Consider the following 24930-nt stretch of genomic DNA (forward strand, 5'->3'; position numbering starts at 1 on the left):
TTCTTATGCGGCGGACAAGGGTGACCTAAGTAAAGCTGGGAGCACTAAAGCCAACGCCGCCGCTATGCGAGTGTCGATATCGCTGCCCGGCGGCAACAGACCAAGCGCCATCTGGCGCAAAGGTTCTGCTATCACCATCGCCAGCAGCAGATCGCTGGTTTGCGCGCAATCCAGTTCACGCAGCCAACCACGCCGTTGCTGGCGCTGCAGCCAGTCAGCCACAATCGTCCTGCCCCGTTCAATGCCGTTGCGCTGATAAGCCGCCAGTAAATCTTCACGCCCCGGAAATTCACTCTGCAGCAGGCGAAACATCCCCACCGCCTGCTCGCTCAGCACCTGTCGCGCAATGGCCTGCAAGCCCTGCGACAACAGCGTCGGCAACTCTGTCGCCCGCTGGGCGTCCTGTTCAAACACCGGCGCAAAAGCGTCGGTCCAGCTAGCGATCGCCTGCGTCACCAGCGCATCGCGGTTCTCGGCAAAGCGATACAGGGTTTTCTTCGCCATGCCCGCCCACTTCGCCACCGCGTCCACGGTGGTGGCGGTATAGCCCTGCGTCAGCAACAACGCCAGAGTGGCCTCCACTGCCGCCGCGCGTAACTCCCCTTCCGGAGCCGAGGGCCTTCCACGCGAACGGGGTTCGGCTTCCACTTTATTTACCATCACAGTTCCTCGAAATCGTTGACAGAGTCAGCATAGCGGCATAGCCTTATTTAGGAAACCAATATCGTTTCCAAATAAAAAAGGATGAGCGTGATGACACATCAATCACTGATGCTGCCCTGGGGCGTAAATGATATCAACGAGTTGCTCAAACCTGAACCGCTGCGGCTGGAGATGGGGCTGACGCGCAATAGCGACGGCTGGTTGACCGTGGCAATCCGTACCGATCTGCACGGCTGCAAGGGCCGCATGCTGGATTGGTGGTTTACCTTTTTCGAAACCACCCAGCACATCCGTTGGTGGCATCCGCACGATCATGTCGAACACCGCGGCTGGGACCAGCACTGGAGAAAAGGCCAAAGCTACGTGGGTGCCAGCATCAACGCGGTGGAATGGTTAGCCGAATTGCCACCGGTTCCGGCCCGCCTCAAATTCCACGCGGCAGAAGACTTTTTTGCCCCACAACCTTTGCAACAGGCGCGAGACGGTCAGGCGTTATCCGCCGCCGTATGCGCACGGATCGGCTTTGGCGAGCAGGTGGCGCTGGACGATAACGGCGATCCGCTGGACGGTGAAATGCTGCATCTGGCACGCGACACCTCCTATGGTTGCGTGCTACGCAGCCGTTTTCTGTTGGGGAAATCCTGTGTCAACGCACATGAAGAACTGCCGGACGAGGTTGGTTTTAATCTGATGCGCCATTGCTACAATGAATTCAGCTATCTGGCGCAATTCCTGCCTTCGCTGTACTACGCCGAAAACGGCCATGAGGCTGCCCCCTTACCCTGGTAATCATTCACCCCGGCGTTTTATTTTTCGCCGGGGCCGTTATAGTAAGCTCAACCTACAGGCTACAACGATAAACGACAGGTGAAGCGATGGAAAAACGGCGGTATTCAGGTGGCTGTCTTTGCGGGCATATCCGTTTTCAGGCCGTTGGCCTGCCCGGTAATCCTCACAGTTGCTCATGCGAGTTCTGTCAGCGTCACTCCGGCGCACCGACGTTGTGCTGGGTTGAGTTTCCGCGTGAAGCCGTCAGTTGGATCGGTACCGGCGGCGTGCCTGCCCTGTACCGTTCTTCGGACTATTCCAGCCGCGCCTTTTGCCCACGTTGCGGCAGTACTCTGGGCGCTGTCGATGACGCACCGACCGTCGCGCTGGTCACCGGCAGTTTTGATCGCGGTGAGCTAGCGGCGCTGCGCCCCACTGCGCATTCCTTCTCCGATGGCTGCCCCGACTGGTGGAAAATCGACGACATCGTCTGAGGCCTTCACACTTCCCGCTTAAAATAATTGATTGTTTTGTCATAAGAATTTAGAACTGAATGACAATAATTCAAACGCACGGGAATGGGGATGGACACACAAACCACGGTTATCGACGCACGCCAGTCGCGTCAGGCCTTGCTGGCCGGATCGGTCGGCAACTTTATCGAATGGTACGAATTCGGCGTTTACGGTTTTCTCGCAACCGTGATCGCCGCCAATTTTTTCACCCTTCAGGGTGAAAGTGAAATTACCAGCCTGATCCTCACCTATGCCGCCTTTGCGCTGGCCTTTTTCTGTCGCCCGATAGGCGCCGTGATTTTCGGCCGCATCGGCGATCGCATTGGCCGCCGACCGACGCTGATCGCAGTCTTGTTGCTGATGACGGTGGCTACCGCCCTGATCGGCGTGATGCCGACCTATGCCTCCATCGGCGTTGCCGCCCCGCTGTTGCTGACCCTGTTGCGCATGTTCCAGGGGCTGTTCGCCGGCGGCGAGTTCGGCGGTGCGGTTTCGCTGATGACCGAATTCGCGCCGAAGGGCAAACGTGGCCTGTTCGGGGCCTGGCAGTCGTTGACCGTGGCCTTCGGGCTGTTGGCCGGGGCCGGACTGGTAGCGCTGTTGGCTGCGCTTTTAACCCCTGAGCAGTTACATGACTGGGGCTGGCGCATCCCCTTTCTGCTGGCGTTGCCAATGGGCGCGGTAGCACTGTGGCTACGCTTAAAACTGCAAGAGACGCCAACCTTTACCCAGGCGCAACAAAACCTCGGCACCAAGGTGCAAGCCCCCGAGCTGAAGTTAAGCGGCGTGGTGAAAACTATCGCGATTGGCATTGGGCGCATGATGGGCTGGTCCGCTGCCGGTTACACCTTTCTGGTGGTGATGCCGTCCTACCTGCAAACCTCGCTGCACGCCACCTTCCAGCAGGCGCTGGTGGCGACGGTACTGGCTAACGTCGGTTTCGCCCTGACCATTCTGCCCGCCGGCATCCTCAGCGATAAGCTGGGGCGCAAAACGGTGATGCTGACGGCGGTAGTGGCGGTGATCCTGTTCACCTTCCCGCTGCTGCACCTGCTGCAGGATCCTCAAAGTTCGCTGCTGGCCAAAGGCATCGCGGTGATGATCGCCGGTGCTGTCGTCGGTTTGCTGGCCGGCCCCGGTCCGGCAATGTTGGCGGAGATGTTCCCGACGCAGGTGCGTTATACCGGCCTGGGGCTGGCCTATTCGCTTTCCAACGCGGTATTTTCCGGCTCTGCCGGGCTAATCATCACCGGCCTGATCAAACAGACCGGCAACCTCGATATCCCGGCTTACTATGTGGTCGCCACCTCGGTAGTCAGCCTGTTCGCGCTGATGACCCTGCGGCGCGACGACCATCTCCGTTCACTCAACGAACGTTAACCCTGCGGGGCGCACTGCGCCCCTGTTTTATTGACAGGTGATTTGGATCACACCAACAAAATGTTAACGTTAACTTTTGTGATTAACATCGCAATCCCTGGCCATGGTGGCTTTATTTGATTTAAAGTTAACGTTAACAATAGAGCCAATTTCATCCATCAGGGCATTCCCCATGAACCGCGAAACAAAAAAATATTATGTGCTTCTCAGCGGCCTGTTGTTTTTCTTCTTCTTCACCTGGTCATCCAGTTTTTCTCTGATCTCCATCTGGCTGAACCAAAAGATCGGCCTGAAAGGCACGGAAACCGGCCTAATCTTCTCGGCGATGTCAATCATGGCGCTGTGCGCACAGCCCCTGTACGGTTTTATTCAGGACAAGCTCGGGCTGCGTAAGCATCTGCTGCAGTTTGTCGGCGTGCTGCTGCTGCTGACCGGCCCGTTCTTTATCTACGTCTACGCCCCGCTGCTGCAAACCAACCTGGTGGCCGGTGCGCTGGTGGGCGGCGTGTTCGTCAGCCTGGCGTTCAATGCCGGCATTGGCGCGCTGGAGTCCTATACCGAAAGGGTCAGCCGGATCGTCGGTTTTGAATTTGGCCGGGCCCGCATGTGGGGTTCACTGGGCTGGGCCAGCGCGACCTTCTTCGCCGGCTTCATCTACAACATCAATCCGAATATCAACTTCTGGATCGCCTCGGCCTCGGCGGCGATATTTCTTCTGTTGCTGTGGCAGGTGCGCGAACTGAAGCCCAACGCCATGGCCGGTCTGGAATACGGCAAACCGGAAAATCTGAAGCTGCAGGACGCGCTGGCGCTGCTGCGCCTGCCGGGTTTCTGGGCACTGGTGGTGTTCGTACTCGGTACCAGCATCTACGGCGTATTTGACCAGCAATTCCCGGTGTATTTTGCCTCGCAGTTCGCAACGCACGAAGAAGGCAACCGCATGTACGGTTTCCTCAATTCGCTGCAGGTGTTTCTGGAGGCTGGCGGCATGTTCCTGGCCCCCCTGCTGGTCAATCGCATCGGCATCAAACAGAGCTTGCTGCTGGCCAGCAGCGTGATGGCACTGCGCATGTTCGGTTCCGGCTTTGCCAGCGGCGCATTGATGATTTCCGCCATGAAACTGCTGCACGCCGTGGAGTTGCCTATCCTGCTGGTGGCAATGTTCAAATACATCACCACCCGCTTTGACAGCCGCCTGTCCTCGACGCTGTATCTGGTGGGCTTCCAGTTTATCAGCCAGATCGTCGCCGGCATCCTGGCGCCGCTCGCCGGTTACGGCTACGACCGTATCGGCTTTGCCGACACCTATTTGCTGATGGGCTGCGCAGTAGCCGGTACCACGCTGATTTCCTGCTTCCTGCTGCGCGGTGAAACCGTCGCCCGCACGCCCCAATTTCAATCAACGATAAAATCAAGTGAGCCAACCCAATGAAAAATGCTTTAGCTCAGGCCGATCACGCGGTCGAAGCGCTGCGCGCGCAACGTCAGGACGATTACTATCCGCAATTTCATCTGGCGGCGGCCGCCGGTTGGATCAACGATCCCAACGGTCTGGTGTACATTAACGGCGTCTACCATGCGTTCTATCAACATCATCCCTATGACCAAAACTGGGGCCCCATGCATTGGGGCCACGCCACCAGCCGGGATCTGGCGCATTGGCAGCATCAGCCGATCGCCCTGGCTCCCGGCGAAAGCTACGACAAAGACGGCTGTTTTTCCGGCTGTGCGGTGGATGACAACGGCGTATTGACGCTGCTCTACACCGGCCACGTCTGGCTGGGCAAAGAAGGCGATGACGACCAGGTACGCGAAGTGCAGTGCCTGGCCACCAGCGAAGATGGCGTAAATTTCGTCAAACACGGGCCGGTGTTGCTGCCGCCGGAAGGCATTCAGCACTTTCGCGATCCGAAAGTCTGGCGTGCAGCTGACTGCTGGTGGATGGTGGTGGGCGCCAAAGAAAACGGGCTAGGCCAGGCTCGACTTTACCGTTCGAATGACCTGCGCGACTGGCAGTTCGATCGCGTCCTGGCGGGGGCACAATCGCCGCACCAGGGCTATATGTGGGAATGTCCGGATTTCTTCCCGCTCGGTGAAAAGCAGGTTCTGCTGTTCTCGCCGCAGGGACTGACAGCGCAGGGTTATCGCAATCGTAACCGCTTCCAGAGCGGCTATCTGCTCGGCCACTGGCGGCCCGATGAGGATTTCAGCGTCACCCAGTCATTCTGCGAGCTGGATGGCGGGCACGATTTCTACGCACCGCAAACCTTCACCGCCGCCGACGGTCGCCGCATGCTGTTCGCCTGGATGGACATGTGGGAATCGCCTATGCCGAGCAAACCCCACGGTTGGGCCGGTGCACTCACCCTGCCCCGTGAATTGACGCTGTCATGTGAAGGCAACGTACTGATGAATCCGGCGCGTGAGCTGACAGCGTTGCGCGGCGAGCAACAGTCATTTGACGCCGTGTCTGTACGTAACCAGCGGCAGGTGTTGACTGACGGGGTGCAAGAACTGGCATTGACGCTAAACGTCGCCGCCAGCGATGCAGAGCGCTACGGCATCGTTATAGGCACCGCCGCACGGCTGTACGTCGATAATCAAACGCATCGACTGGTATTGGAACGTTTCAGTGAAGATCCGGGCCTGTGCGGCTGCCGCAGCGTGCCGTTGCCTGAGGCGGACATTTTGTCGCTGCGCGTCTTTATCGACCGCTCATCGCTGGAAGTGTTCGTTAATCATGGCGAGGCCTGCCTGACCAGCCGTATCTACCCAACCGACGGGCAACGCAGCGTCACCCTGTTCGCCGAAGGCGGACTGGCGCAGTTTGGCGCGGCACAGGCCTGGAAACTGGAAAGCATCTGGGAGTGATCTGAGAACAACTCAATGTGCAGGGCGCGGCGGTGAATAAACTGCGCCCTGTTGGGTTACAGCGACCCACGCAGTAATAACGGGCAGGCCACCTTCACCCTGTCGCTGTGATCCAATTGATTAATCAGATGCAGTGCCGCCTGTCGGCCCAGCTCATAATGCGGTAACTGCACCGTGGTCAGCGGCGGAAGGAACAGCTGGCCAATACCAACCATATTGTCGTAGCCCAGCACCCCGACCTGTTGCGGGATTTCCCAGCCCTGCGCCAGCAACACCTGATACACCAAAAACGCCACCCGATCGTTGCCACACACCACCACATCGCAGTCGCGCCGCCCCGGCGAGAAGTGCCGTTCCAGCAATGCCACGCTGTCGCGGTAATGCTCGTCGCCTTCGGTCAGATCGAGATGATATTGCCGTAATTGATCGACGTCTCCACCCGCTTCACGCCAGGCGCGCTCCAGCCCGCGACGGCGCAACCCGGCCGCCAGGGTCGTTTCCGGCAGATGAATACACAGCGGTGCGCGATAGCCTTTGGCGATCAAAGCACGCATGGCGTCATACTGGCCCTGCTCATCATCGGGAATGTAACTGGCTACCGGGTGTTCCTGGCTGATGCAGTTGGCCAGCACCAGTTTTTTATCCAGTAACTTGGCCGGTATATCTACCTGGCGTAGCCCCATGGTAGTGAAAATCACCCCGTCCGGCCGGTGTGCCAGCAGCAAATCTACGGTATGTTCCGCGCTGTCGTCGGCAAACAGGTTGACCACGAAGCTGTTCCAGCCGTGTTCACGCGCCGTTTTTTCAATCGACAGGATCATCTCTACCGAGAATGGGGTTGTCGCGGTATCCAGCGCCAGCACGCCGAGGGTCTGAACCCGACTGCTGTCGCCGCGAATGCGTCGCGCCGCAAGATCGGGCACGTATTCCAGTTGGTCGATCGCCAGTTTGACGCGTTGGTAGGTATCCGGCCGCAGCTTATCGGGCTCGTTGATGGCGCGGGATACCGTCATCAGGGATACCCCGGCAAGTTTTGCAACGTCTTTCAGCGAGGCCATGCGCCCTTCTCAATCTGGGATAAGTGTGGGATAGAAGTACAGATCATCCCACAACTTAGCGCTGGACTCTAGCCCGGTTTAGCAGGCTGTGATGTCGGCCCACAGAATGACGCTATCTTCCTCCAGAGGGGCCAGCGTCCCGCTAAACTCGTCCGCCGGCCACCAACCACCCTGGCGTGCAGTCAGGGTAACGCCATCCGCCAGCAACCAGCGTCCCTGCAGCACGTACAGCACACCGGCATGCGGTGTCGGCAGCTCGATTGCCTTAGTCACTCGCTGCACGTCGGCTGCCCAGCGGCCGCGACGGGTCATGATATTGAAGTCCTGGCTACTGCCGCCCAACAAGGTCGCGCCCAACGCCACATCGCCGGAGAAGGCGAACGGTTCGCCAACCTGCGATAAATGATGATCAACGTGCCCGGCGCTGAACAAATGCACGCCATCGCCTTCCAACAACGTGATCGAACGATCTATGCCGTTGAAGGCCGAGAACGGGCCGTCTTGCGCGATGGTGGCGATACTGGCACGCCAGTCGAAATCCTGGGTGCCTACAGGCCAACTGGCGATCTCTCGGGTTTCCCCACCGCCATTACGCCACGGCGTGACCGGCAAAGAAGCAAAATCAAAACGCATCAGGCTCATCACGCCTCCTGCTGGAAGGTTTTCAACACCTGCAAGAACTCGGCACTGCTGCGTTGCTGCAGTGCATGACGCCCTTGCTCGATCACCTGTCGTCCACCGACGAACACATCGCGGATCTGCTCTTTACCCCCGGCGAACAGCCAGCGGTTGAGGATGGAGGCGTCCGGCGCCGCTGCCAGGTAAGGATCGTCGCCGTCCAGCACCAGCCAGTCGGCACGGTAGCCGCTTTGCAGCCGACCGATCGGTGCACCGCAGGCCTGTGCCCCACCCTGCAAGGCCTGTTGGTAGAGGACGTCGGCCACGGCAGGTTGCTCCGGCGTGGTCAGCCGGTTACGGCGCTGATCGCGCAGGCGTTGACCGTATTCGAACCAGCGCAGCTCCTCCACCACATTGAGCGATACGTGACTGTCAGAACCAATGCCCCAACGCCCCTGATGTTGCAGATAGGCGTCGCCGGGGAAGATGCCGTCGCCCAGGTTAGCCTCGGTAGTCAGGCAAAGGCCAGCTACCGCTTGGCTGCGTGCCAGTTGCTCTAGCTCGTCACGATCGAGGTGGGTGGCGTGTACCAGACACCAGCGCTGATCCACCGGCAGATGCTCGTACAGCCAGGCTACCGGGCGACGTCCGCTCCAGGCCAGACAGTCGTTGACCTCTTTCTGCTGCTCGGCAATATGAATATGTACCGGCAGCGAACTGTCCGACGCCGCCAGGATCTGCTGCATCTGGCCCAGTTCCACCGCACGCAGCGAGTGGAAGCACAGGCCCTGATTCTGCAACGGTTGCTCTGCCAACTGACGCGCGATCGTCTGCTGTTGCTCCAGATAGCTGTCCGCATTCTGAATAAAACGCTTTTGCCCCGGCTGAGCGGGCTGGCCGCCAAATCCCGCATAGCTATACAGCACCGGCAGCAGGGTCATGCCGATCCCCGCCTGGGCCGCCGCCTGACTGAGTCGGCCGGTCATTTCGCCGCGATCGGCATAAGGGAGACCGTCGGCGCCGTGATGCAGATAGTGGAACTCGGCGACCTGGGTATAGCCCCCTTTCAGCATTTCGATATAGAGTTGGCGGGCAATCACTTCCACCTGCTCCGGCGTTAAGCGCTGCACCAGGCGGTACATCAGATCGCGCCAGGTCCAGAAACTGTCCTGCGGATTGCCCGCCACCTCCGCCAGCCCGGCCATCGCACGCTGGAAGGCGTGGGAATGGAGGTTTGGCATGCCCGGCACCGCATCGCCGTGCAGACGGGTGCAACCTTCGGGATCGGCGTCGGCAGTCACCTGAGTCAGGTAACCTTGCGCATCCACGTCCAACCGGACGTTATGCGCCCAACCTTCAGGAAGCAGAGCGCGTGAGGCAAAATATGCAGGCATGGCAGTATTCCACTGTTAGTGTAACGGCTAATAACGCGCGATAATCGCGCATCCGAAAATATACGGGCCCAGCGCATTGCTGTGGCGGACCGGCCCTTAGTTGTATATACATATACATACGCCGACATCAACAGTAAACTGATGTTATTATTTTTTTATTTGACGAGGTTAACGTCGTGGTTGATCAACAGACCGTGCTGCAACTGGCTGCTGCAATGAGCGATACCCCCGCCCCTATATATCAACGGGTCAAGCAGGCGATCGTGAACCAAATCCGTGCAGGTCATTGGTTGCCGCACCAACGCGTCCCCTCGGAAAGTGAGCTGGTCGCCGAATTGGGCGTCAGCCGGATGACCATTAATCGCGCCTTGCGCGAACTGACCACCGAAGGTTATTTGATCCGCATGCAAGGCGTGGGTACTTTCGTCGCCGAAGCCAAGGCGCACACCGCGCTGCTGGAAGTGCATAACATCGCTGATGAAATCGCCGCCCGGGGTCATCGCCACAGCAGCAAAATCCTGCAGTTGAAAGCGCGACCGGCCAGCGAAGAAGAGGCACTGGCGCTGGGCATTCAACCAGGCCAGCAGCTTTTCTATTCGCAGATTGTGCATTACGAAAACGATCTGCCGGTACAGGTGGAAGATCGCTGCGTGAATCCCCTGATCGCCCCCGACTACATGAAACAGGATTTCGACCGCGTTACGCCCTATATCTATCTGACGCAGGCCGCGCCGCTGACCGCAGGCGAACACATCGTCGAAGCGGTAGTGCCGACCCGCCAGGAGCGCGAACTGCTGCAGTTGGAAGACCACGAACCCGGATTACTGATCCACCGCCGCACCTGGTCCGGTAAAACCGTGGTCACGTCGGCACGCCTGCTGTACCCGGGCAGCCGTTATCAACTGTTCGGCCGTTTCACCAGCGAAGTCTGATCCCCTGCGGGTGCCGTTTTGGCACCCGCTCTTCCACAACGATCACATCCCGATAACAAATTTTTATCCCGCCCCTTGTGACAACTCGATGAATGCGCTAGGTTGTTTTTAATTGTATATACAACCATGTGGGAGCCACGGCTCCGGCGGAGAAAAGCCATGACCTCTGAGATTCACTGCGACAGCCTGTGGCACGGGGCCGACGTCGTCACCATGCGCGACGGTAAATATCACACCATCACCAACGGCGCGATCGCCGTGCGTGACGGCAAGATTGTCTGGCTGGGTGAACATGCGGCGTTACCGGCAAACTTGATAGCGGATGAAACCGTGAAATTCGACGGCGGTATCATCACGCCGGGCTTTGTCGACTGCCATACCCATCTGGTGTTCGGTGGCAACCGCAGCGGCGAATTCGAGCAGCGCCTGAATGGCGTAAGCTACGCCGATATCGCCGCCCAGGGCGGTGGCATCATTTCCACCGTCAAGGCTACCCGTGACGCCGACGAAGAACTGCTGCTGGAGCAGGCGCTGTTCCGGCTGCGACCGCTGCTGGCGGAAGGCGTGACCTGCGTGGAGATCAAATCCGGCTACGGGCTGACGCCGGAGAGCGAGCTGAAAATGCTGCGCGTGGCGCGCAAGCTGGGCGAACTGTTGCCGGTTGAAGTGAAAACCACCTGCCTGGCGGCGCACGCGCTGCCACCGGAATATGCCCATCGCGCCGACGACTATATCGATCTGGTGTGCAACACCATTATTCCTCAGGCTGCCGCTGCCGGATTGGCCGATGCGGTTGACGCCTTCTGCGAGCATCTAGCGTTCTCACCGGCGCAGGTGGCGCGAGTGTTCGCCGCAGCGGAAAAAGCCGGTCTTCCCGTTAAGCTGCATGCGGAACAACTTTCGGCCCTGGGCGGGAGTGAATTGGCAGCGCAGCACCATGCCCTTTCCGCCGATCATCTTGAATATGCTACCGAACAGGATGCGCGCGCAATGGGCGATGCAGGCACCGTTGCGGTACTGCTGCCGGGCGCTTATTACCTGCTGCGTGAAACCCAATGCCCACCGGTAGAGCTGTTCCGCAAACACGGCGTAGCCATGGCGATCGCCAGCGATGCGAACCCGGGCACCTCACCGGCGTTGTCCTTGCGTTTGATGATCAACATGGCCTGCACGCTGTTCCGCTTGACGCCGGAAGAGGCGTTGGCGGGCGTCACGGTACATGCGGCCAAGGCGCTGGGCCTGCAGGCAAGCCAGGGGACGCTGGAAGCCGGCAAGCTGGCGAATTTTGTGCACTGGCCGCTGTCCCGTCCGGCTGAACTGGCTTACTGGTTGGGCGGTCAACTGCCCTGTACGGTGATTTTCCGAGGAGAAGTACGTCAATGACCATTCGCGATGCTTTTGATTTCCACCCCGGCAGCCTGCCGCTGCTGATCAGTATTCCCCATGCCGGTACCCGATTGACACCGGCCGTCGAAGCCGGCTTGACCGACGATGCACGGCCACTGCCCGACACTGACTGGCATATCCCACAGCTGTACGATTTCGCTCGTGCCATGGGTGCCAGCATATTGGTCGGCAATTATTCGCGCTTTGTTATCGACTTGAACCGTCCAGCCGACGACAAACCGCTTTATACTACCGCCACCACCGGTCTGTATCCTGACGTATTGTTTGACGGCCGACCGAGCTTCCTGCCGGGTAAAGCCCCCTCTGACCAGGAGCGCACCGGCTATCTGGAACAGATCTGGCAACCTTACCACCAACAGTTGCAAGACGAACTGACGCGCCTGAAAGCCAAGCACGGTTACGCGCTGCTGTTCGACGCCCATTCCATTGCCTCCGTTATCCCACGTCTGTTCGACGGTAAGCTGCCAGACCTCAACCTGGGCACCAACGGGGGCGAAAGCTGCGCCCCGGCGCTGAGCGATCGTCTGGTCGCCTGCTGCGAACAGCAACAGCAGTTCACGCATGTACTTAATGGCCGCTTCAAAGGCGGTTACATCACTCGGGCTTATGGCCGTCCGCAAGAGCAGCAGCATGCCATTCAACTGGAGCTGGCGCAGGTGAACTACATGTCCGAACAGTATCCCTATGCGTTTGAGCCCGAGCGTGCCGCATCTCTGCAACGCCTGCTAAAACAGATGATCGACAGCCTGCTTTCCGGTGGCGGTCAACTGCGTTGATCCTTTTCTCCTCCTGTCGCAGGGCAACGCTAATTGCCCTGCGACAATCAAGCCTTCAAGCAAGCTCTCCCCCGCTTTAACGCCCTGACGTTGCGGCACACAATTTGCCTCCTTGTTGCTTCCGTTTCGATTTGCGTACTGCATCGCAATTTTGACTGAAAATCAGTGAATCTGGTCGGAACAGCGCACAAAACAGCGGCCCGCAGTTTGCGCGGTACGCGACAATCTGGCGAAAAGCCCATCAAGGCACAAATAAATAAAAAATACTCTGGAGGCCCTCTATGTCCGAAATCCCGCTGAACTGGCGTGCCGCGCAGGCCGTCGCCAATAGACTGCTGGCTGATTGGCAGTCCGACAACCAACCCGGTGGCGCTATTACCCTGTTCGATGCCGCACAAGTACGCGCAACTGCCTATGCCGGGCGGGCCGATATGGCGCAAAATACCCCTTTTAACGCAGACACCGTGGTGCGCTACGCTTCCGTCACCAAACATATTTTCGCCACATTGGCGCTCAACGCTACGGATCAGGCCCTGAGCCTGAACGACCGCCTGGGTGACTTGCTGCCTGAGCTGCGAAAGCCGCTGGCAAATGTGACCGTCGGCCAGGCGCTGGATATGACCAGCGGGCTGCCTGACGTACGTGAAACACTGGGGCTGCTCGGTATTTCGGTGCATACCCGCAGTGACGCGCAACCGGTCATGCAGTTTCTGCAGGGGCTAGAGGGGCTGAACTACCCGGCAGGCAGCGAAATCACCTATACCAACACTGGCTACCGGTTGGTTGAAGCGGCCCTACAGGCCAAAGGCTATGACTTCGACCAACTGGTTCAGCAGCACATTGCACAGCCGCTGCAGGTGCAACTGCGGGCACCGGAAAGCTGGTATGACGTGGTGCCTGGGCTTGCCCCCGGTTACTGGCGTTCCGAGCAGGGCTGGCAGTTGGCCAGCGCCGGCCTGCACCTTTCCGCCTCCGGCAGCCTGACCGGCAGTGCCAATGCCCTCACTCGCTGGCTGCAAACGCTGCTGGCCAATCAAGGCCCTGGCCGTGGCGTACTGGCGCAACTGAGTGCCCCACGCCATCTCAACCAAGGGCAGGTCAGCGCTTACGGGCTGGGGCTGGCGCAAACGCCGCTCGGCGAACACCGTCTGCTGGGCCATGGCGGTTCGCATGCTGGCTACAAAACTTATTTCCTGCTGTCACCCGACCGGCAATCCGGTGTCGTTGTGGTGGCTAACCGGGAGGATTGCGACAGTTTCGACATGGCACTGCAGGTGATGGCCGCCTTGCTGGGTGAAGCCCTGCCGAAACGCAGCACCGCCATTCCTGATGGCATTTACACCACGGTGGCAGATCCTTACTGGCTGGAAGTGAAAGACGGCAACGTCGCTTATCTGGGCAGTGAAGAGGCGCTGTATCAGGCCGATGACGGCTATGCAGTGTCGCTTTCCGCTCATATGCCGATGCGGCTGAAATGGACCGGTGAAGCGGTAGAAGGTGAAGTGTGCCACGTGCCGCGCAGCTTTCTGCCCGTCACGCCAAACCGCGATTGTCTGAAGCACGTGCAGGGCTTGTGGTACCACCCGCAGTACCGCACCGCCTTCGAGATCTGCGGCGATCGAGTTCACATTGGCGTGGGCCCAGCATCGCAAACCGGGAAGATCAGTTCGCTGGGCCAGGGCCGCATGCTGGTCGAAAGCAGCGACGGCCCGTGGTTGAAACGCTTTTGCCTCTATTTCCGCGGCTATAGCGTAGATTTGATTGCCAATCGCAGCCGGGTGCTGACCTTCCAGCGCAGCAGCCTCGGCCGCGATTAGCGGACGCCGGGATCACCCCGCCTTGGCGGCCCTGACGGCCAATAAGGCGGTAAACAGCCGCTGCTTGTCGGCCTCACTGAGGTTGTTCTGATCAATAGCCTGAATAAAATGACTGCGCGCACTCTCCGTCAGCGCTCCGGCTTTTAATTCCTGAGCCAGTCGCTGCAAAATGCGACTGCTGAGTTCTGCAATTTGCGGCCGCACCTGTTCCAGCGGGCGTGGCTGCCAGCCGCTTTCCGGCTGCGCCAGCCAGTCCGCGCGGTAACGGTATTGAATCGCCTTCGCGGCGTCCATTTGCGCGATGATAAACGGTCGAACCGAAAGCGGATCCAACCCTAAGCGCCCCGCCTCTGCCTGCGTGCTTGCCAGTACCTTCGCCTCCTGCGCCAAATCCTCGATCGGCAAATGCTGCTGTGCCTTGTAGCCGGCAACGTCTTTCATATAACCCAGACGCTGATTGACCAGTTCACCCAGTGCCGTCCCTCCGTTGGCCAAAGCGGAAAAACTGACCAGGCAGCAGGCAATCAATAACATCCTGAACATCACAATTTCCTTATGCACCAAAATTACAGGAAAAGAGTTCACCACGATCCCCCGTTGCAGGCAAATAAAAAGCCCCACCGAAGCGGGGCCTTAAAGCAGAGTCAGCGGGAATCAATCAAACACGCCGTTGATCACCGAGGCAACCAGTGCGGTACTCAACGCCACCAGCACCAGATCGTTACCGGCAATGCGCCACTCATAGCCTGGGTAATAAGGCAGATCGTGCAGCATAGAGGATGGCACCATTTTTTTGGCGATGCCCGGAGGGAGAGGCTTGCCACGCGCCAGATTTTTGGCGATCCCCGGTGGCAAAGAACGGTAGCCGGTCAGACCGTAGTTCAAGGCCAGAGAACGTGCACGCTCATGAGAAATACTGACGGAAACCAAGCCGCGGTCGCCATCGTTATCTTTGACTTTATTGCCATGCTTGCCATTGTTGCCGTTATTACCATGATTGCCGCTGTTACCATGGCCGTTACCCCCGCCGTTACCGTTGCCGCCTTTATCGGCCAGCGCCGGTGCGGATGACAACCCCAGAGAAACAATCAGCGCCAATACGGTGAAAGTAGTACGACGTTTGCTCATTTTGTTACTTCCTGCATGAGTTATTACCTTCACTATAGGCGCAATTCTCCGCACAAAGCATGAGGAAAACTCTGAGAGTTAGATGCCATACAGAGATCGGCATCAGGCCAAATGACAAAATATTATCCCAGCGCAAAACTATTCGAAAAAACCGAATTTCGGTCTAAGATTTTTCTTGCAGCGAAATAAGCCATGCAGTAGTTTGGAATTGTCACAAAAAAGAGTTAGCCCGCTCTTTTTCGTCGCACCTCAAATCATCTTTTTATCACCCAAAGTGATAATACTGAACCCTTCCCGCCTCTCCGTGCGGGATTCTTTTTTGCAGCTGAATCGACATTGCATGCACCACGACAGTGCTTTTTGTTGAGATTTGGTTGCCAATACTTTAAATTCGGCGTCTGAGAAACCTTTACCTCCCACGGTGGCCAGTTGGCAACGGGTGGGCGTTCAGGAGCAAAAGACATGCAAATGACCCTCATGGAATACATCACGCAGCACTTTAATGGCGATCTTCACCGCTACGCGCAATCCGAAGGCGTTAGCCGTGAACAAATCATCAATTGGATCGATAATGAATGCCACGTAATCAAAGGACGATTATTTATGCCGGTGCGGCATCTGCCCGGTGAACAAGCGCAGTGATGACGAAAAAAAACCCCGCCAAAGCGGGGTTTTCTGTTTCTGATACCACGGAAAATCAGAAGTTATAACCGGCCACGATGTAGTAACCCCAGCCAGTAGATTTGATTGGCCCCTGAGGAGTGCCGATATCCACGCCGTCCTGCCACTGGCCGCCGTTATGGAAGTAACGGGCTACGAACGAGTAGTGCCAGTGATCGTAGTTCAACGCCAGAATATGGCTGGAAGCGATAGAGTTGCTGGTACGCGCCTGACGACCGTTCACGGTGAAGTCGTCTTTGCCCAGATCGGAACCAAAGTCAAAGTTGGTGAAACCGATGTAGCTCAGATTGCCGCCCCACACCTGGGTCAACGGCACAAAGTATTTCACTTTGAAGCGGTAACCGTCCCAGCTGTTTTCGTTGGCAGCCTGGTAGTTTTCCCACTGGTATTTGGCATAGATGTTCATCGACAGGCTCATTGGCAAGCCGGTGTCGATGTCGGTACCCAGACCCATATACCAGGTGTTCTGACGGCCGTCGGCGTTGTGGCCCAGGTCATAGATGTAGTTGTTGGCGAAGTACCACTCTTTGAACGGGCCAAAGCTCAGATCGGTGCCGGTCAGTTTGTCGATGGAGAAGCGAGGCTCGATTTCCATAAACATCGGAGAACCTTTGTCCCAGATACCACGGTCAGGGGTGTTGCCCACGCCGAAGAATTTAGGCACGTCGATGTAGCCATAGAAGTCGAACCAATCTTTTTTGGCGAAGGCTTCATATTCCAGGTACAGATCGTTGTTCAACTGAGGTCCGAAACGGGTGTGGTAACTGCCCACCACGTTAACGCTTTGGTGCCACCAATCCGAGACGTATTGGCTGTCTTTGCTATCAGCCATTGAAGATGCACTGTAAGACGCTGCGAGCAGTACACCTGCTGCGAGAGCTATTTTTTTCATTTTATTACCACATGCTTAAAGGGCCATTTCCTGCCCGTTAGAAAAGATGACAATGAGTCTGACGACACCTGGCGTTGCCTCTGCTTACAAACTCTCGGGCGACGCGCGCATTATAGAAATCACTGGGTGTAAGAATCTGTGATCCAGTTATGCATTTCGCGAATAGGTAATCGATTGCGTTCACATTTGTCAAATTATGTTTCATGCAAATTCACGATCGCTGTGATTTTTGTCATGCACGGTGATTTTTAAAGCATTTTTTGTGCCAATTGTAATCAATAAATAAAGTAACCGTCTCTGTCGCTGAAATGAAAATGCCGGCGCTAAAAGACGCCGGCATTTCTTGGAAATCTACTGCGGTCAATGGACGTGAAAACACCTCACATGGGGGAAGCTCAGCTCACCGAAGGCAGTGCTTTGGCAATATTTTCCTGGCGGAAAACCACCTCCTGCCCCGGAGCTATCTCCCACTCTTTGGGCGGGATATCCACTTTCGGTGCAGCGGCGATGACCGAGCCAAAAATCAGTTTGCCTTCCCGGCGTAAAATACTGACATCAAGCTGGTATTCGTGACGTAAATTGGCGGTGGTCAGGCGCACGGTATCACCGCGCATAAAACGTTCGTCGTCAATCACTGGCTGCTGAATGAATTGAATATCGTCTCTCATTTTTTATGTTCCTTCAGGCAGAATCGCTAGTTAAATTCTAGTTCAACATTGGGCGACAGGCAGATAATTTCCGTTAATTTCCTCGGGTTGCCCGCCAACAAATCAACGAACCTGCCGTGACCATCACCACTCCCTGCCAAAAATTGGCGGTCAGTGCAGTATTCAGCACCAGCGCAGCAAACACCGCCGACAGCACCGGCGTAAAGTAAGACGCCGTCGCCAACAGCGTCATATTGCCGCGCAATATACCCACGTTCCACGCCGCATAGCCTGCTCCCATTGCCATGCCCGCGCATAGCAACGTCAGGGTTACCGGCAACGTGAATTGCATACCGCTTTCGCTGCTGAATGCATATTTCAACCACAGTGCCACGGCGGTCAGCGTAATGAACAACACCACGCCGTTATGGCCCTGGGCAATTTTCTTGGTCAGATTGCAATACAGCGCCCAAATAACCGCGCCGCCAAAAGCCAACGAATAACTCAGCGGATTGCTGCGCACGTTTTCCAGCATTTGCGCCGGCGACCAGCCGCCCTCGCCGCTCATGATCCAGCCAATACCGAACAAGGACAGCAACAGCCCCGGCAGCAGCCACCACTTGGCTTTTTGCCCATTAAACACCAGGGCCATCAGCACGGTGAAACAGGGCCACAGGTAGTTGATCATTCCCACTTCAATCGCTTGCAGACGGGTATTGGCATAGCCCAAAGACAACGACAGGCAGATTTCATAGCTGACAAACAGCAGGCTGCCGAGGAGCAGGTAGGGGCGTGGGAACAGGCGTAAATTCGGCATGCGCAGCGCCAACAGCAAAAATACCGCGCTGACGCTGTAGATCATTGCTGCCCCGCCAATCGGCCCCAGCCCTTCGCTGACGCTGCGTATCAGGCCAACCACGCTGCTCCACAGCAGGATCGCCAACAGACCGAGCAAGGTGGCTTTATATTGGGCGGGCAGAGAAGACATGAAAGCGTTCCAATCAGTTATTTTTTATCAGGATTTTCACTCTACTGCCCGGTGATAAAAAAAGAAAGGCGGGAAAGCCCGCCTCGGAGTACCTATCGTTTCCTGGTGGGGGCGCTGCATGCTGCGCCCTATAGCATAATCAATGAGTTGAATCGGGGCGAAGATGGCCGCCCCCCACCGATTTACCCCTGGATGGGTTCATCAACAGCCTTGGCCTTATTGCTGCGGCTGCCGTTCAAACTGCGGCGGCGGCTGACGGAAACGCCGGGTGAGGTATACCAGGTAGGCAAAACCCAGCCCGGCCCAGATCAGCCCCATGGTCAGCGAGCTTTTTTCCAGGTTCAGCCACAGCACGCCAACCGTTAACGCCCCCACCAACGGCAGGAACAGGTAGTTAAAACGGTCCTTCCAGCTTTTGTTGCGCCCCTCGCGAATGTAGAAATGACTGATCACCGACAGGTTAACGAAGGTGAAGGCCACCAGCGCACCGAAGTTGATCAGCGCGGTCGCGGTGACCAGATCGAAAGACAGCGCGGACAGCGCCACCAGCCCAACCAGCAACACGTTCAATGAGGGGGTGCGCCATTTCGGGTGGATATAGCCGAAATACTTTTCCGGAAACACGTTATCCCGCCCCATCACATACAGCAGTCGCGAAACGCTGGCGTGCGAGGCCAGCCCCGATGCCAGGGTATTGATAAAGGTAATACAGAGGAAAATTGACTGGAACAGCTTGCCGCCCACGTACAGCGCGATTTCCGGCAGCGCCGCGTCCGGTTGATGGAAGCGCTGAATAGACGGGAAGAACAGCTGAATAAAGAAGGAAACGCTGATGAAGATTACCCCGCCGTACAGCGCAGTCAGGAAGATGGCCTTCGGGATCACCTTGGCGGCATCGGGCGTTTCCTCACACAGGGTGGTGACCGCGTCGAAGCCGAGAAACGAAAAGCACAAAATAGTGGCGCCGGTGATGATCGGCAGCAAATGCGCATTCTCATTGATGAAGGGTTGCAGACTCCACACCGTCCCCAGTCCTTCACCGTTATGCAGGCCGCGCACGACCAGGAAGATAAACACCACGATGATCGCTATCTGGGCCAAAACAAACAGGGTGTTAAAGTTAGCCACCAAATTGACGCTTTTCAGGTTGATGGCGGTAATGATGATCACAAAGCCTACCACCCACACCCACGGCGGCACCTCGGGGAACAGCGCGGTCAGATAAATCTTTGCCAACAGGGTGTTGATCATCGGCAGGAACAGGTAGTCGAGCAGCGAGGACCACCCCACCAAAAAACCGACGTGCGGGTTAATGGCCTTTTGCGCATAGGTATAGGCGGAACCGGCGGTCGGAAACTTGCGAACCAACTTGCCGTAGCTGATGGCGGTAAACAACACGCCGGCCAGCGCCAACAGATAAGCGGCCGGGACGTGGCCGTCGGTCAGGCCGGAGACAATGCCGAAGGTGTCAAACACCGTCATGGGCGTCAGGTAAGCCAACCCCATCATCACCACTTGCCACAGCTTCAGGCTTTTACGCAGTTGCGGCTTGGCCGCCTCATTAACCTCGATCGCATTAATCGCCATGGCGTTTCCCCCCTTTGTCCTCTGCTGGTAACCGTTTAACGTCATTCAGAGAGGCCGCGGGGAAACTGCTGCTCAGGCGGCGGAAGGGACGATGCAAAGACAAAAAAACGCGGCCAGCGGAAGGCCCATATTTACTGCGGCACAGGCAACCGCCCGCACAGGTTGATGGAACAGTTATGGCTGTCATGGTTCTTTCCTCGCCGGCGTCCTGTACGCCAAGTAGAAGAAATGCTTTACCGCTGCGCGCAGCTTCGCAGGCCACAGGATAGCCGGCGGAATGCGCCAGACGCGCGCGGTATCATCGAGGATGAGCGGGTTCAGGCGTTTTTCAGCATCCACTCGATTTCGGTATCGGTGATCAGGCGCTCAAACTGCACCAGCTCATCCGTTTTACAGGCCAGATAAACATGGCTGAACCTTTCACCCAGCAGCGCATTCAACACCGGCTGATGCTCGAATTCATACAGTGCATCGCTCTGGCGGATAGGGAATGGCAGTCCGTCCTGCTCCAGCCCGTTGCCGGTTACCGGCTCTTGCAGCGGCAGCGGTGTTTCCAGCCCGTAGACGATGCCCGCCAGGATGGTCGCCATCACCAGATAAGGGTTGGCATCGGCACCGGCCACGCGGTACTCCACCCGGTGGCTATCGCGATCGCCGCAAGGGATACGCAGTGCCACTGTGCGGTTGTTATGGCCCCAGGATGCCTGAGTCGGCACGTACATGCCCGGCTGGAAGCGGCGGTAGGCGTTAACGTTCGGCGCCAACAGCGCAATAGAAGAAGGCATCAGGGCGATCATTCCCGCCAGAGCCTGTTTCAACAATGCAGAGTCTTCGCCGTCATCATCGGCGAGGACATTGTTGCCCTGGCGGTCCAGCATGCTGATATGCACGTGCATGCCACTGCCGGCGTGCTCTTCATACGGCTTGGCCATGAAGGTAGCCTGCATGTTGTGTTTTTCTGCCACCATGCGGATCAGGCGTTTCAACGCCAGCGCATGGTCGCAGGCCTGCAGCACGTTGTCGGTATGGTGCAGATTGACTTCAAACTGACCGGGCGAGGCTTCGGCCACCGCACCGTCTGCCGGCAGTCCCTGCAGGCGTGCCAGTTCGTCTATCTCACTTAACACGTCGGCAAAGTTGTTAAGGTTGTCTACCGAATAGACCTGGCTTTGGGTGTTACGCTCCTGCGTACCCGGCGCACACGGCGGCTGCAGATACCCTTCCGAATCACGCTGACGATCGATGAGATAGAACTCCAACTCTACCGCTACTACGGGGGATAGCCCGCGCTGACGCAAACGCTGCCACACTCGGTTCAGCACATTGCGCGGTTCAACGTCAAAGGGAGTACCATCTTCATCCAGCATGGTGAGCAGTACCTGGCCGATATATTGTGGATCCGCCGCCGACGGCGTCAGCGTGCCCAACACCGGTACACAGATGTGGTCCGGCTCACCGAGCTCTTGCCCCAATCCGGCCTCTTCAACCACGTTGCCAAGAATATCCATTGCAAACACCGACGCCGGGAAGTAGCAGCCCTTCTCCAGTTTGCTCAGCCCGCCAACCGGTATCCTTTTGCCGCGGAAGCTGCCGTTAAGGTCGGTCAACAGAACGTCAACGTGCTGAGTTAATGGATAACGTTCCAGATACTTCTTCACTTCACGTTGGAACGCGCTACTTCGCTTTTCTTCGTGGTGCTGAACAAAGTTTTCCACTTCTACTATGTTGGTCTGCATGATTCACCCGCCATGTATGTTTTTGTCTGTGGTTCTCACACTTATTGCCGTCGATGTTTTTTGACCATCTTGCTCAATATAATGTCCACCAATGAAACATAGATGCAACAAAATTGTTTTGCAAGTGTTACTTTTAGTTTGAATATTGCCCATCTCACTGCTAGATTTATAAAATATTGAACGGAAACGGCAGTGGAGAAGCTTATCGTTCATAATTTCGAACATACCAAGGGGACAGCATGGGCAATATATTTAACAGACCAGTGGTCGGCGTAGTGATGTGCAGGTATAGGTTAAACGGGCACCTCACTCAGACCTTGCAAGAAAAGTACCTAAATGCCGTTATCGCTGCGGGCGGGTTGCCGATAGCCCTGCCACACGCGCTGGCAGAACCGAAACTGCTCGAAGAGTTACTGCCACAACTCGATGGCATTCTGTTGCCAGGCAGCCCCAGTAATGTGCAGCCGCACCTTTATGGTGAAAACGGCGATGAGCCTGACGCCGATCCCGGGCGAGACGAATTGAGCCTGGCGCTGATCCGCCACTCGCTCGACAGGCGCATTCCCCTTTTCGCCATTTGCCGTGGCATGCAGGAAATGGTGGTCGCTACCCAGGGTGCCCTGCACCGCCGGCTGTATGAACTGCCCGAGCTGCTGGAACACCGTGAAGATCACGACCTGCCGCTCGAACAGCAATATGCCCCTGCCCACGAAGTCATCGTTCAGGAAGGGGGCTTACTCTCGCAACTGATACCGGATTGCAACAGATTCTGGGTGAACTCACTGCATGGCCAGGGCGCGAAGACGCTGGGATCCAGCGTACGTATCGAAGCCCACGCCGCCGACGGGTTGGTAGAAGCCATCAGCCTGCGCGATCAGCCCTTTGCGCTGGGCGTGCAATGGCACCCGGAATGGAACAGCGAGGAATATGCCCTGTCACGCCTGCTGTTTGAAGGTTTCATTAGCGCCTGCCGGAACTATCAAAAGGAAAAACGCCCATGAGCGATGTCAGCTTGGCACCGGGCAAACGTCTGTCGCAAATCCGCCAGCAATTGGGATTATCGCAGCGCCGCGCGGCCGAACTGTCTGGGTTAACTCACAGCGCCATCAGCACCATCGAACAGGACAAGGTCAGTCCGGCCATCAGCACCTTACAAAAGCTGCTGACGGTGTACGGGCTGTCCCTGTCGGCATTTTTCGCCGAACCGGAGAAGCCGGCCGAGCCACGGATTGTTATCGACTACCAGGATCTGATTGAGATTGGCAGCCAGGGGGTTTCTATGAAACTGATCCACAACGGCGATCCTAATCGCACCCTGGCGATGATGATCGAAACCTATGAGCCGGGTACCACCACCGGTGAACGCATCAAGCATCAGGGGGAAGAGATCGGCACCCTGCTGGAAGGCGAAGTCGTGCTGCAGGTCAACGGGCAGGCTTATCCCCTGCTGGCCGGCCAGAGCTACGCCATCAACACCGGCATTCCCCACAGTTTCAGCAACACGTCGGCGCGGATTTGCCGGATTATCAGCGCCCATACGCCGACGACATTCTGATCAACGGAGCAAGGTATGGACTTCCACCACCTGCAGTATTGGCAACACCGGGCGCAAGCCCTGAATATTGAGAACCGACTGTTTATCAATGGCCGCTATCAGCAGGCGGCCGAAGGCGAAACCTTTGCCGTGGAGGATCCTGCCGGTCAGCGAGAGCTGACTCAGGTGGCCCGAGGAAGCAGCGTAGATATTGACCTGGCGGTCAGCGCCGCCCGCGAGGTGTTTGAGCGGGGCGACTGGTCGCGCGCGGCCCCGTCGCAACGCAAGGCGACGCTGCTCAAGCTGGCGACATTGATGGAACAACACCACGAAGAGCTGGCGCTGCTGGAAACGCTGGACACCGGCAAACCGATTCGACACAGCCTGCGTGATGATGTGCCCGGTGCTATTCGTTGCCTGCGTTGGTATGCCGAAGCGATCGATAAGGTTTATGGCGAAATCGCCCCTACCGGCAGCGATGCGCTGGCGTTGATCGAACGCGAACCCATTGGCGTGGTCGGCGCCATCGTACCGTGGAATTTCCCGTTATTGCTCGCCTGCTGGAAGCTCGGCCCGGCGTTGGCCACCGGCAACAGCGTGATCCTCAAACCTTCAGAGAAATCGCCACTGAGCGCGATCTATCTGGGTCAACTGGCGCAGCAGGCGGGGCTGCCGGACGGCGTGCTGAATATCGTTCCCGGTTATGGTCACGATGCCGGTAAAGCGCTGGCGCTGCATAACGACGTCGACGCGCTGACCTTCACCGGTTCAACGCAAGTGGCCAAACAACTGATGATCTATGCCGGCCAATCCAATATGAAACGCGTCTGGCTGGAAGCCGGTGGCAAAAGCGCCAATATCATCTTTGCCGACTGCCCGGATCTGGATAAGGCCGCACAAAGCGCCGCCGCCGGGATTTTTTATAACCAGGGGCAAGTGTGCATCGCCGGTACTCGGCTGTTGGTGGAAGAGAGCATACAGCAAGAATTTTTACAGGCGTTGCGCCGCCATGCAGCAGCCTTTGCACCAGGCAATCCGCTCGATCCGGCGACGGTGATGGGCACGCTGATTGATCAGGGCCACTGCGAGAAAGTGGCCGACTATATCGAACAGGGTTTGACTCAGGGCGCTGCGCTGTTCCTCGACGGTCGCGATCATCCACAAGGTGAACACGGCGGTTATCTCGGCCCAACTATTCTCACCCAGGTAGACAACGCCATGAGCGTGGCGCGCGACGAAATCTTCGGCCCGGTATTGGCGGTCACTTCGTTTAGCGGCGAGCAGCAGGCCATGCAGTTGGCTAACGACAGCGACTACGGCCTGGGGGCTGCAATCTGGACCCGCGACCTGTCCCGTGCCCATCGTTTGGCGCGTCAGCTAAAAGCCGGCACGGTGTTCGTCAATAACTACAACGACGGGGACATGACCGTTCCTTTCGGTGGTTACAAACAAAGCGGTAACGGCCGCGACAAGTCGCTGCACGCACTGGACAAATTCACCGAGCTGAAAACCACCTGGATTTCATTGGAATAAGGGCA

24 protein-coding genes are annotated in these 24930 nt (G+C 57.3%); 13 read left to right on the plus strand and 11 right to left on the minus strand.

What is annotated here, in order from left to right:
- Positions 1 to 3: 3 nt before the first annotated feature.
- A complete protein-coding gene (locus AC1RKC_RS03265) occupies positions 4 to 660 on the minus strand; it encodes a TetR/AcrR family transcriptional regulator (RefSeq protein WP_256813792.1) in 657 nt (218 codons plus the stop codon).
- Positions 661 to 753: 93 nt separating this feature from the next.
- Between AC1RKC_RS03265 and AC1RKC_RS03270 the strand changes: the two genes are divergently transcribed.
- The 5 genes from AC1RKC_RS03270 (at position 754) to AC1RKC_RS03290 (ending at position 6197) form a co-directional block, all read left to right on the plus strand.
- Entirely contained in the window at positions 754 to 1452 is a 699-nt protein-coding gene (locus AC1RKC_RS03270) for a DAPG hydrolase family protein (protein WP_048762651.1), read from the plus strand.
- 86 nt (positions 1453 to 1538) lie between these two features.
- The gene (locus tag AC1RKC_RS03275) at positions 1539 to 1925 is read left to right on the plus strand and encodes a GFA family protein (RefSeq protein WP_256813793.1); all 387 of its coding nucleotides are present in this window, start codon (positions 1539 to 1541) and stop codon (positions 1923 to 1925) included.
- A 90-nt stretch (positions 1926 to 2015) separates the two neighbouring features.
- Entirely contained in the window at positions 2016 to 3326 is a 1311-nt protein-coding gene (locus AC1RKC_RS03280; protein WP_048762649.1) for an MFS transporter, read from the plus strand.
- Between the two features lie 172 nt (positions 3327 to 3498).
- Positions 3499 to 4758 (plus strand): MFS transporter, encoded by a 1260-nt coding sequence (locus tag AC1RKC_RS03285; protein ID WP_493092133.1) that lies wholly within the window; start codon positions 3499 to 3501, stop codon positions 4756 to 4758.
- Positions 4755 to 6197, plus strand: a complete 1443-nt coding sequence (locus tag AC1RKC_RS03290) for a glycoside hydrolase family 32 protein (protein ID WP_256813794.1) — start codon at positions 4755 to 4757, stop codon at positions 6195 to 6197. The genes AC1RKC_RS03285 and AC1RKC_RS03290 overlap by 4 nt, the downstream gene beginning before the upstream one ends.
- A gap of 56 nt (positions 6198 to 6253) precedes the next feature.
- On the opposite strand, the gene AC1RKC_RS03295 is transcribed toward AC1RKC_RS03290, so the two are convergent.
- The 3 genes from AC1RKC_RS03295 to AC1RKC_RS03305 all read right to left on the minus strand — a co-directional run bounded on the left by AC1RKC_RS03295 (position 6254) and on the right by AC1RKC_RS03305 (position 9267).
- Positions 6254 to 7255 (minus strand): LacI family DNA-binding transcriptional regulator, encoded by a 1002-nt coding sequence (locus AC1RKC_RS03295; RefSeq protein WP_149572928.1) that lies wholly within the window; start codon positions 7253 to 7255, stop codon positions 6254 to 6256.
- A gap of 78 nt (positions 7256 to 7333) precedes the next feature.
- On the minus strand, positions 7334 to 7897 hold the full coding sequence (locus AC1RKC_RS03300; protein WP_493092132.1) for a HutD/Ves family protein: 564 nt from the start codon (positions 7895 to 7897) through the stop codon (positions 7334 to 7336).
- Positions 7897 to 9267, minus strand: coding sequence for a formimidoylglutamate deiminase (locus AC1RKC_RS03305; protein WP_116690670.1), 1371 nt, complete (start codon positions 9265 to 9267; stop codon positions 7897 to 7899). The genes AC1RKC_RS03300 and AC1RKC_RS03305 overlap by 1 nt, the downstream gene beginning before the upstream one ends.
- Positions 9268 to 9443: 176 nt before the next feature.
- On the opposite strand from AC1RKC_RS03305, the gene hutC reads away from it, so the two are divergent.
- From hutC to AC1RKC_RS03325, 4 genes are all read left to right on the plus strand, one after another.
- A complete protein-coding gene (gene hutC, locus AC1RKC_RS03310; protein ID WP_020826513.1) occupies positions 9444 to 10199 on the plus strand; it encodes a histidine utilization transcriptional repressor HutC in 756 nt (251 codons plus the stop codon).
- 159 nt (positions 10200 to 10358) lie between these two features.
- Positions 10359 to 11582 carry an imidazolonepropionase gene (gene hutI, locus AC1RKC_RS03315; protein ID WP_174574104.1) on the plus strand — a complete coding sequence of 408 codons (1224 nt, stop codon included), beginning with the start codon at positions 10359 to 10361 and terminating at the stop codon, positions 11580 to 11582.
- Entirely contained in the window at positions 11579 to 12382 is an 804-nt protein-coding gene (gene hutG, locus AC1RKC_RS03320) for an N-formylglutamate deformylase (RefSeq protein WP_115059045.1), read from the plus strand. The genes hutI and hutG overlap by 4 nt, the downstream gene beginning before the upstream one ends.
- Before the next feature lie 281 nt (positions 12383 to 12663).
- Positions 12664 to 14199, plus strand: a complete 1536-nt coding sequence (locus AC1RKC_RS03325) for a serine hydrolase domain-containing protein (protein ID WP_234529504.1) — start codon at positions 12664 to 12666, stop codon at positions 14197 to 14199.
- 12 nt (positions 14200 to 14211) lie between these two features.
- Here AC1RKC_RS03325 and AC1RKC_RS03330 read toward each other — a convergent pair whose 3' ends face one another.
- Both AC1RKC_RS03330 and AC1RKC_RS03335 read right to left on the minus strand, forming a co-directional pair.
- The gene (locus AC1RKC_RS03330; RefSeq protein ID WP_046373789.1) at positions 14212 to 14742 is read right to left on the minus strand and encodes a chorismate mutase; all 531 of its coding nucleotides are present in this window, start codon (positions 14740 to 14742) and stop codon (positions 14212 to 14214) included.
- 111 nt (positions 14743 to 14853) lie between these two features.
- On the minus strand, positions 14854 to 15327 hold the full coding sequence (locus AC1RKC_RS03335; protein ID WP_046373790.1) for an anti-virulence regulator CigR family protein: 474 nt from the start codon (positions 15325 to 15327) through the stop codon (positions 14854 to 14856).
- Positions 15328 to 15789: 462 nt separating this feature from the next.
- Between AC1RKC_RS03335 and AC1RKC_RS03340 the strand changes: the two genes are divergently transcribed.
- On the plus strand, positions 15790 to 15969 hold the full coding sequence (locus AC1RKC_RS03340; protein WP_020826507.1) for a hypothetical protein: 180 nt from the start codon (positions 15790 to 15792) through the stop codon (positions 15967 to 15969).
- 55 nt (positions 15970 to 16024) lie between these two features.
- Here the strand turns inward: AC1RKC_RS03340 and AC1RKC_RS03345 are convergent, their stop codons facing one another.
- From AC1RKC_RS03345 to AC1RKC_RS03365, 5 genes are all read right to left on the minus strand, one after another.
- On the minus strand, positions 16025 to 16900 hold the full coding sequence (locus AC1RKC_RS03345; RefSeq protein WP_041414482.1) for a nucleoside-specific channel-forming protein Tsx: 876 nt from the start codon (positions 16898 to 16900) through the stop codon (positions 16025 to 16027).
- Positions 16901 to 17295: 395 nt separating this feature from the next.
- The gene (locus tag AC1RKC_RS03350) at positions 17296 to 17568 is read right to left on the minus strand and encodes a hypothetical protein (RefSeq protein WP_020826505.1); all 273 of its coding nucleotides are present in this window, start codon (positions 17566 to 17568) and stop codon (positions 17296 to 17298) included.
- 73 nt (positions 17569 to 17641) lie between these two features.
- A complete protein-coding gene (yddG, locus tag AC1RKC_RS03355) occupies positions 17642 to 18535 on the minus strand; it encodes an aromatic amino acid DMT transporter YddG (RefSeq protein ID WP_020826504.1) in 894 nt (297 codons plus the stop codon).
- Between the two features lie 216 nt (positions 18536 to 18751).
- On the minus strand, positions 18752 to 20122 hold the full coding sequence (locus AC1RKC_RS03360; protein ID WP_020826503.1) for an APC family permease: 1371 nt from the start codon (positions 20120 to 20122) through the stop codon (positions 18752 to 18754).
- Positions 20123 to 20439: 317 nt separating this feature from the next.
- Entirely contained in the window at positions 20440 to 21858 is a 1419-nt protein-coding gene (locus tag AC1RKC_RS03365; RefSeq protein WP_020826502.1) for a glutamine synthetase family protein, read from the minus strand.
- 239 nt (positions 21859 to 22097) lie between these two features.
- Here AC1RKC_RS03365 and puuD point away from each other — a divergent pair, with 239 nt between their 5' ends.
- From puuD to puuC, 3 genes are read left to right on the plus strand one after another with little or no spacing between them, the layout of a single operon-like run.
- Positions 22098 to 22859 (plus strand): gamma-glutamyl-gamma-aminobutyrate hydrolase, encoded by a 762-nt coding sequence (gene puuD / locus AC1RKC_RS03370; protein WP_129982983.1) that lies wholly within the window; start codon positions 22098 to 22100, stop codon positions 22857 to 22859.
- Positions 22856 to 23413, plus strand: coding sequence for an HTH-type transcriptional regulator PuuR (gene puuR / locus AC1RKC_RS03375; RefSeq protein ID WP_020826500.1), 558 nt, complete (start codon positions 22856 to 22858; stop codon positions 23411 to 23413). The genes puuD and puuR overlap by 4 nt, the downstream gene beginning before the upstream one ends.
- Positions 23414 to 23428: 15 nt before the next feature.
- Complete coding sequence (gene puuC, locus AC1RKC_RS03380; RefSeq protein WP_048762638.1) at positions 23429 to 24925, plus strand: aldehyde dehydrogenase PuuC; 1497 nt, start codon at positions 23429 to 23431, stop codon at positions 24923 to 24925.
- Positions 24926 to 24930 lie beyond the last annotated feature (5 nt).

Source organism: Serratia sp. GW822-FHT06E05 (genome assembly GCF_058799445.1).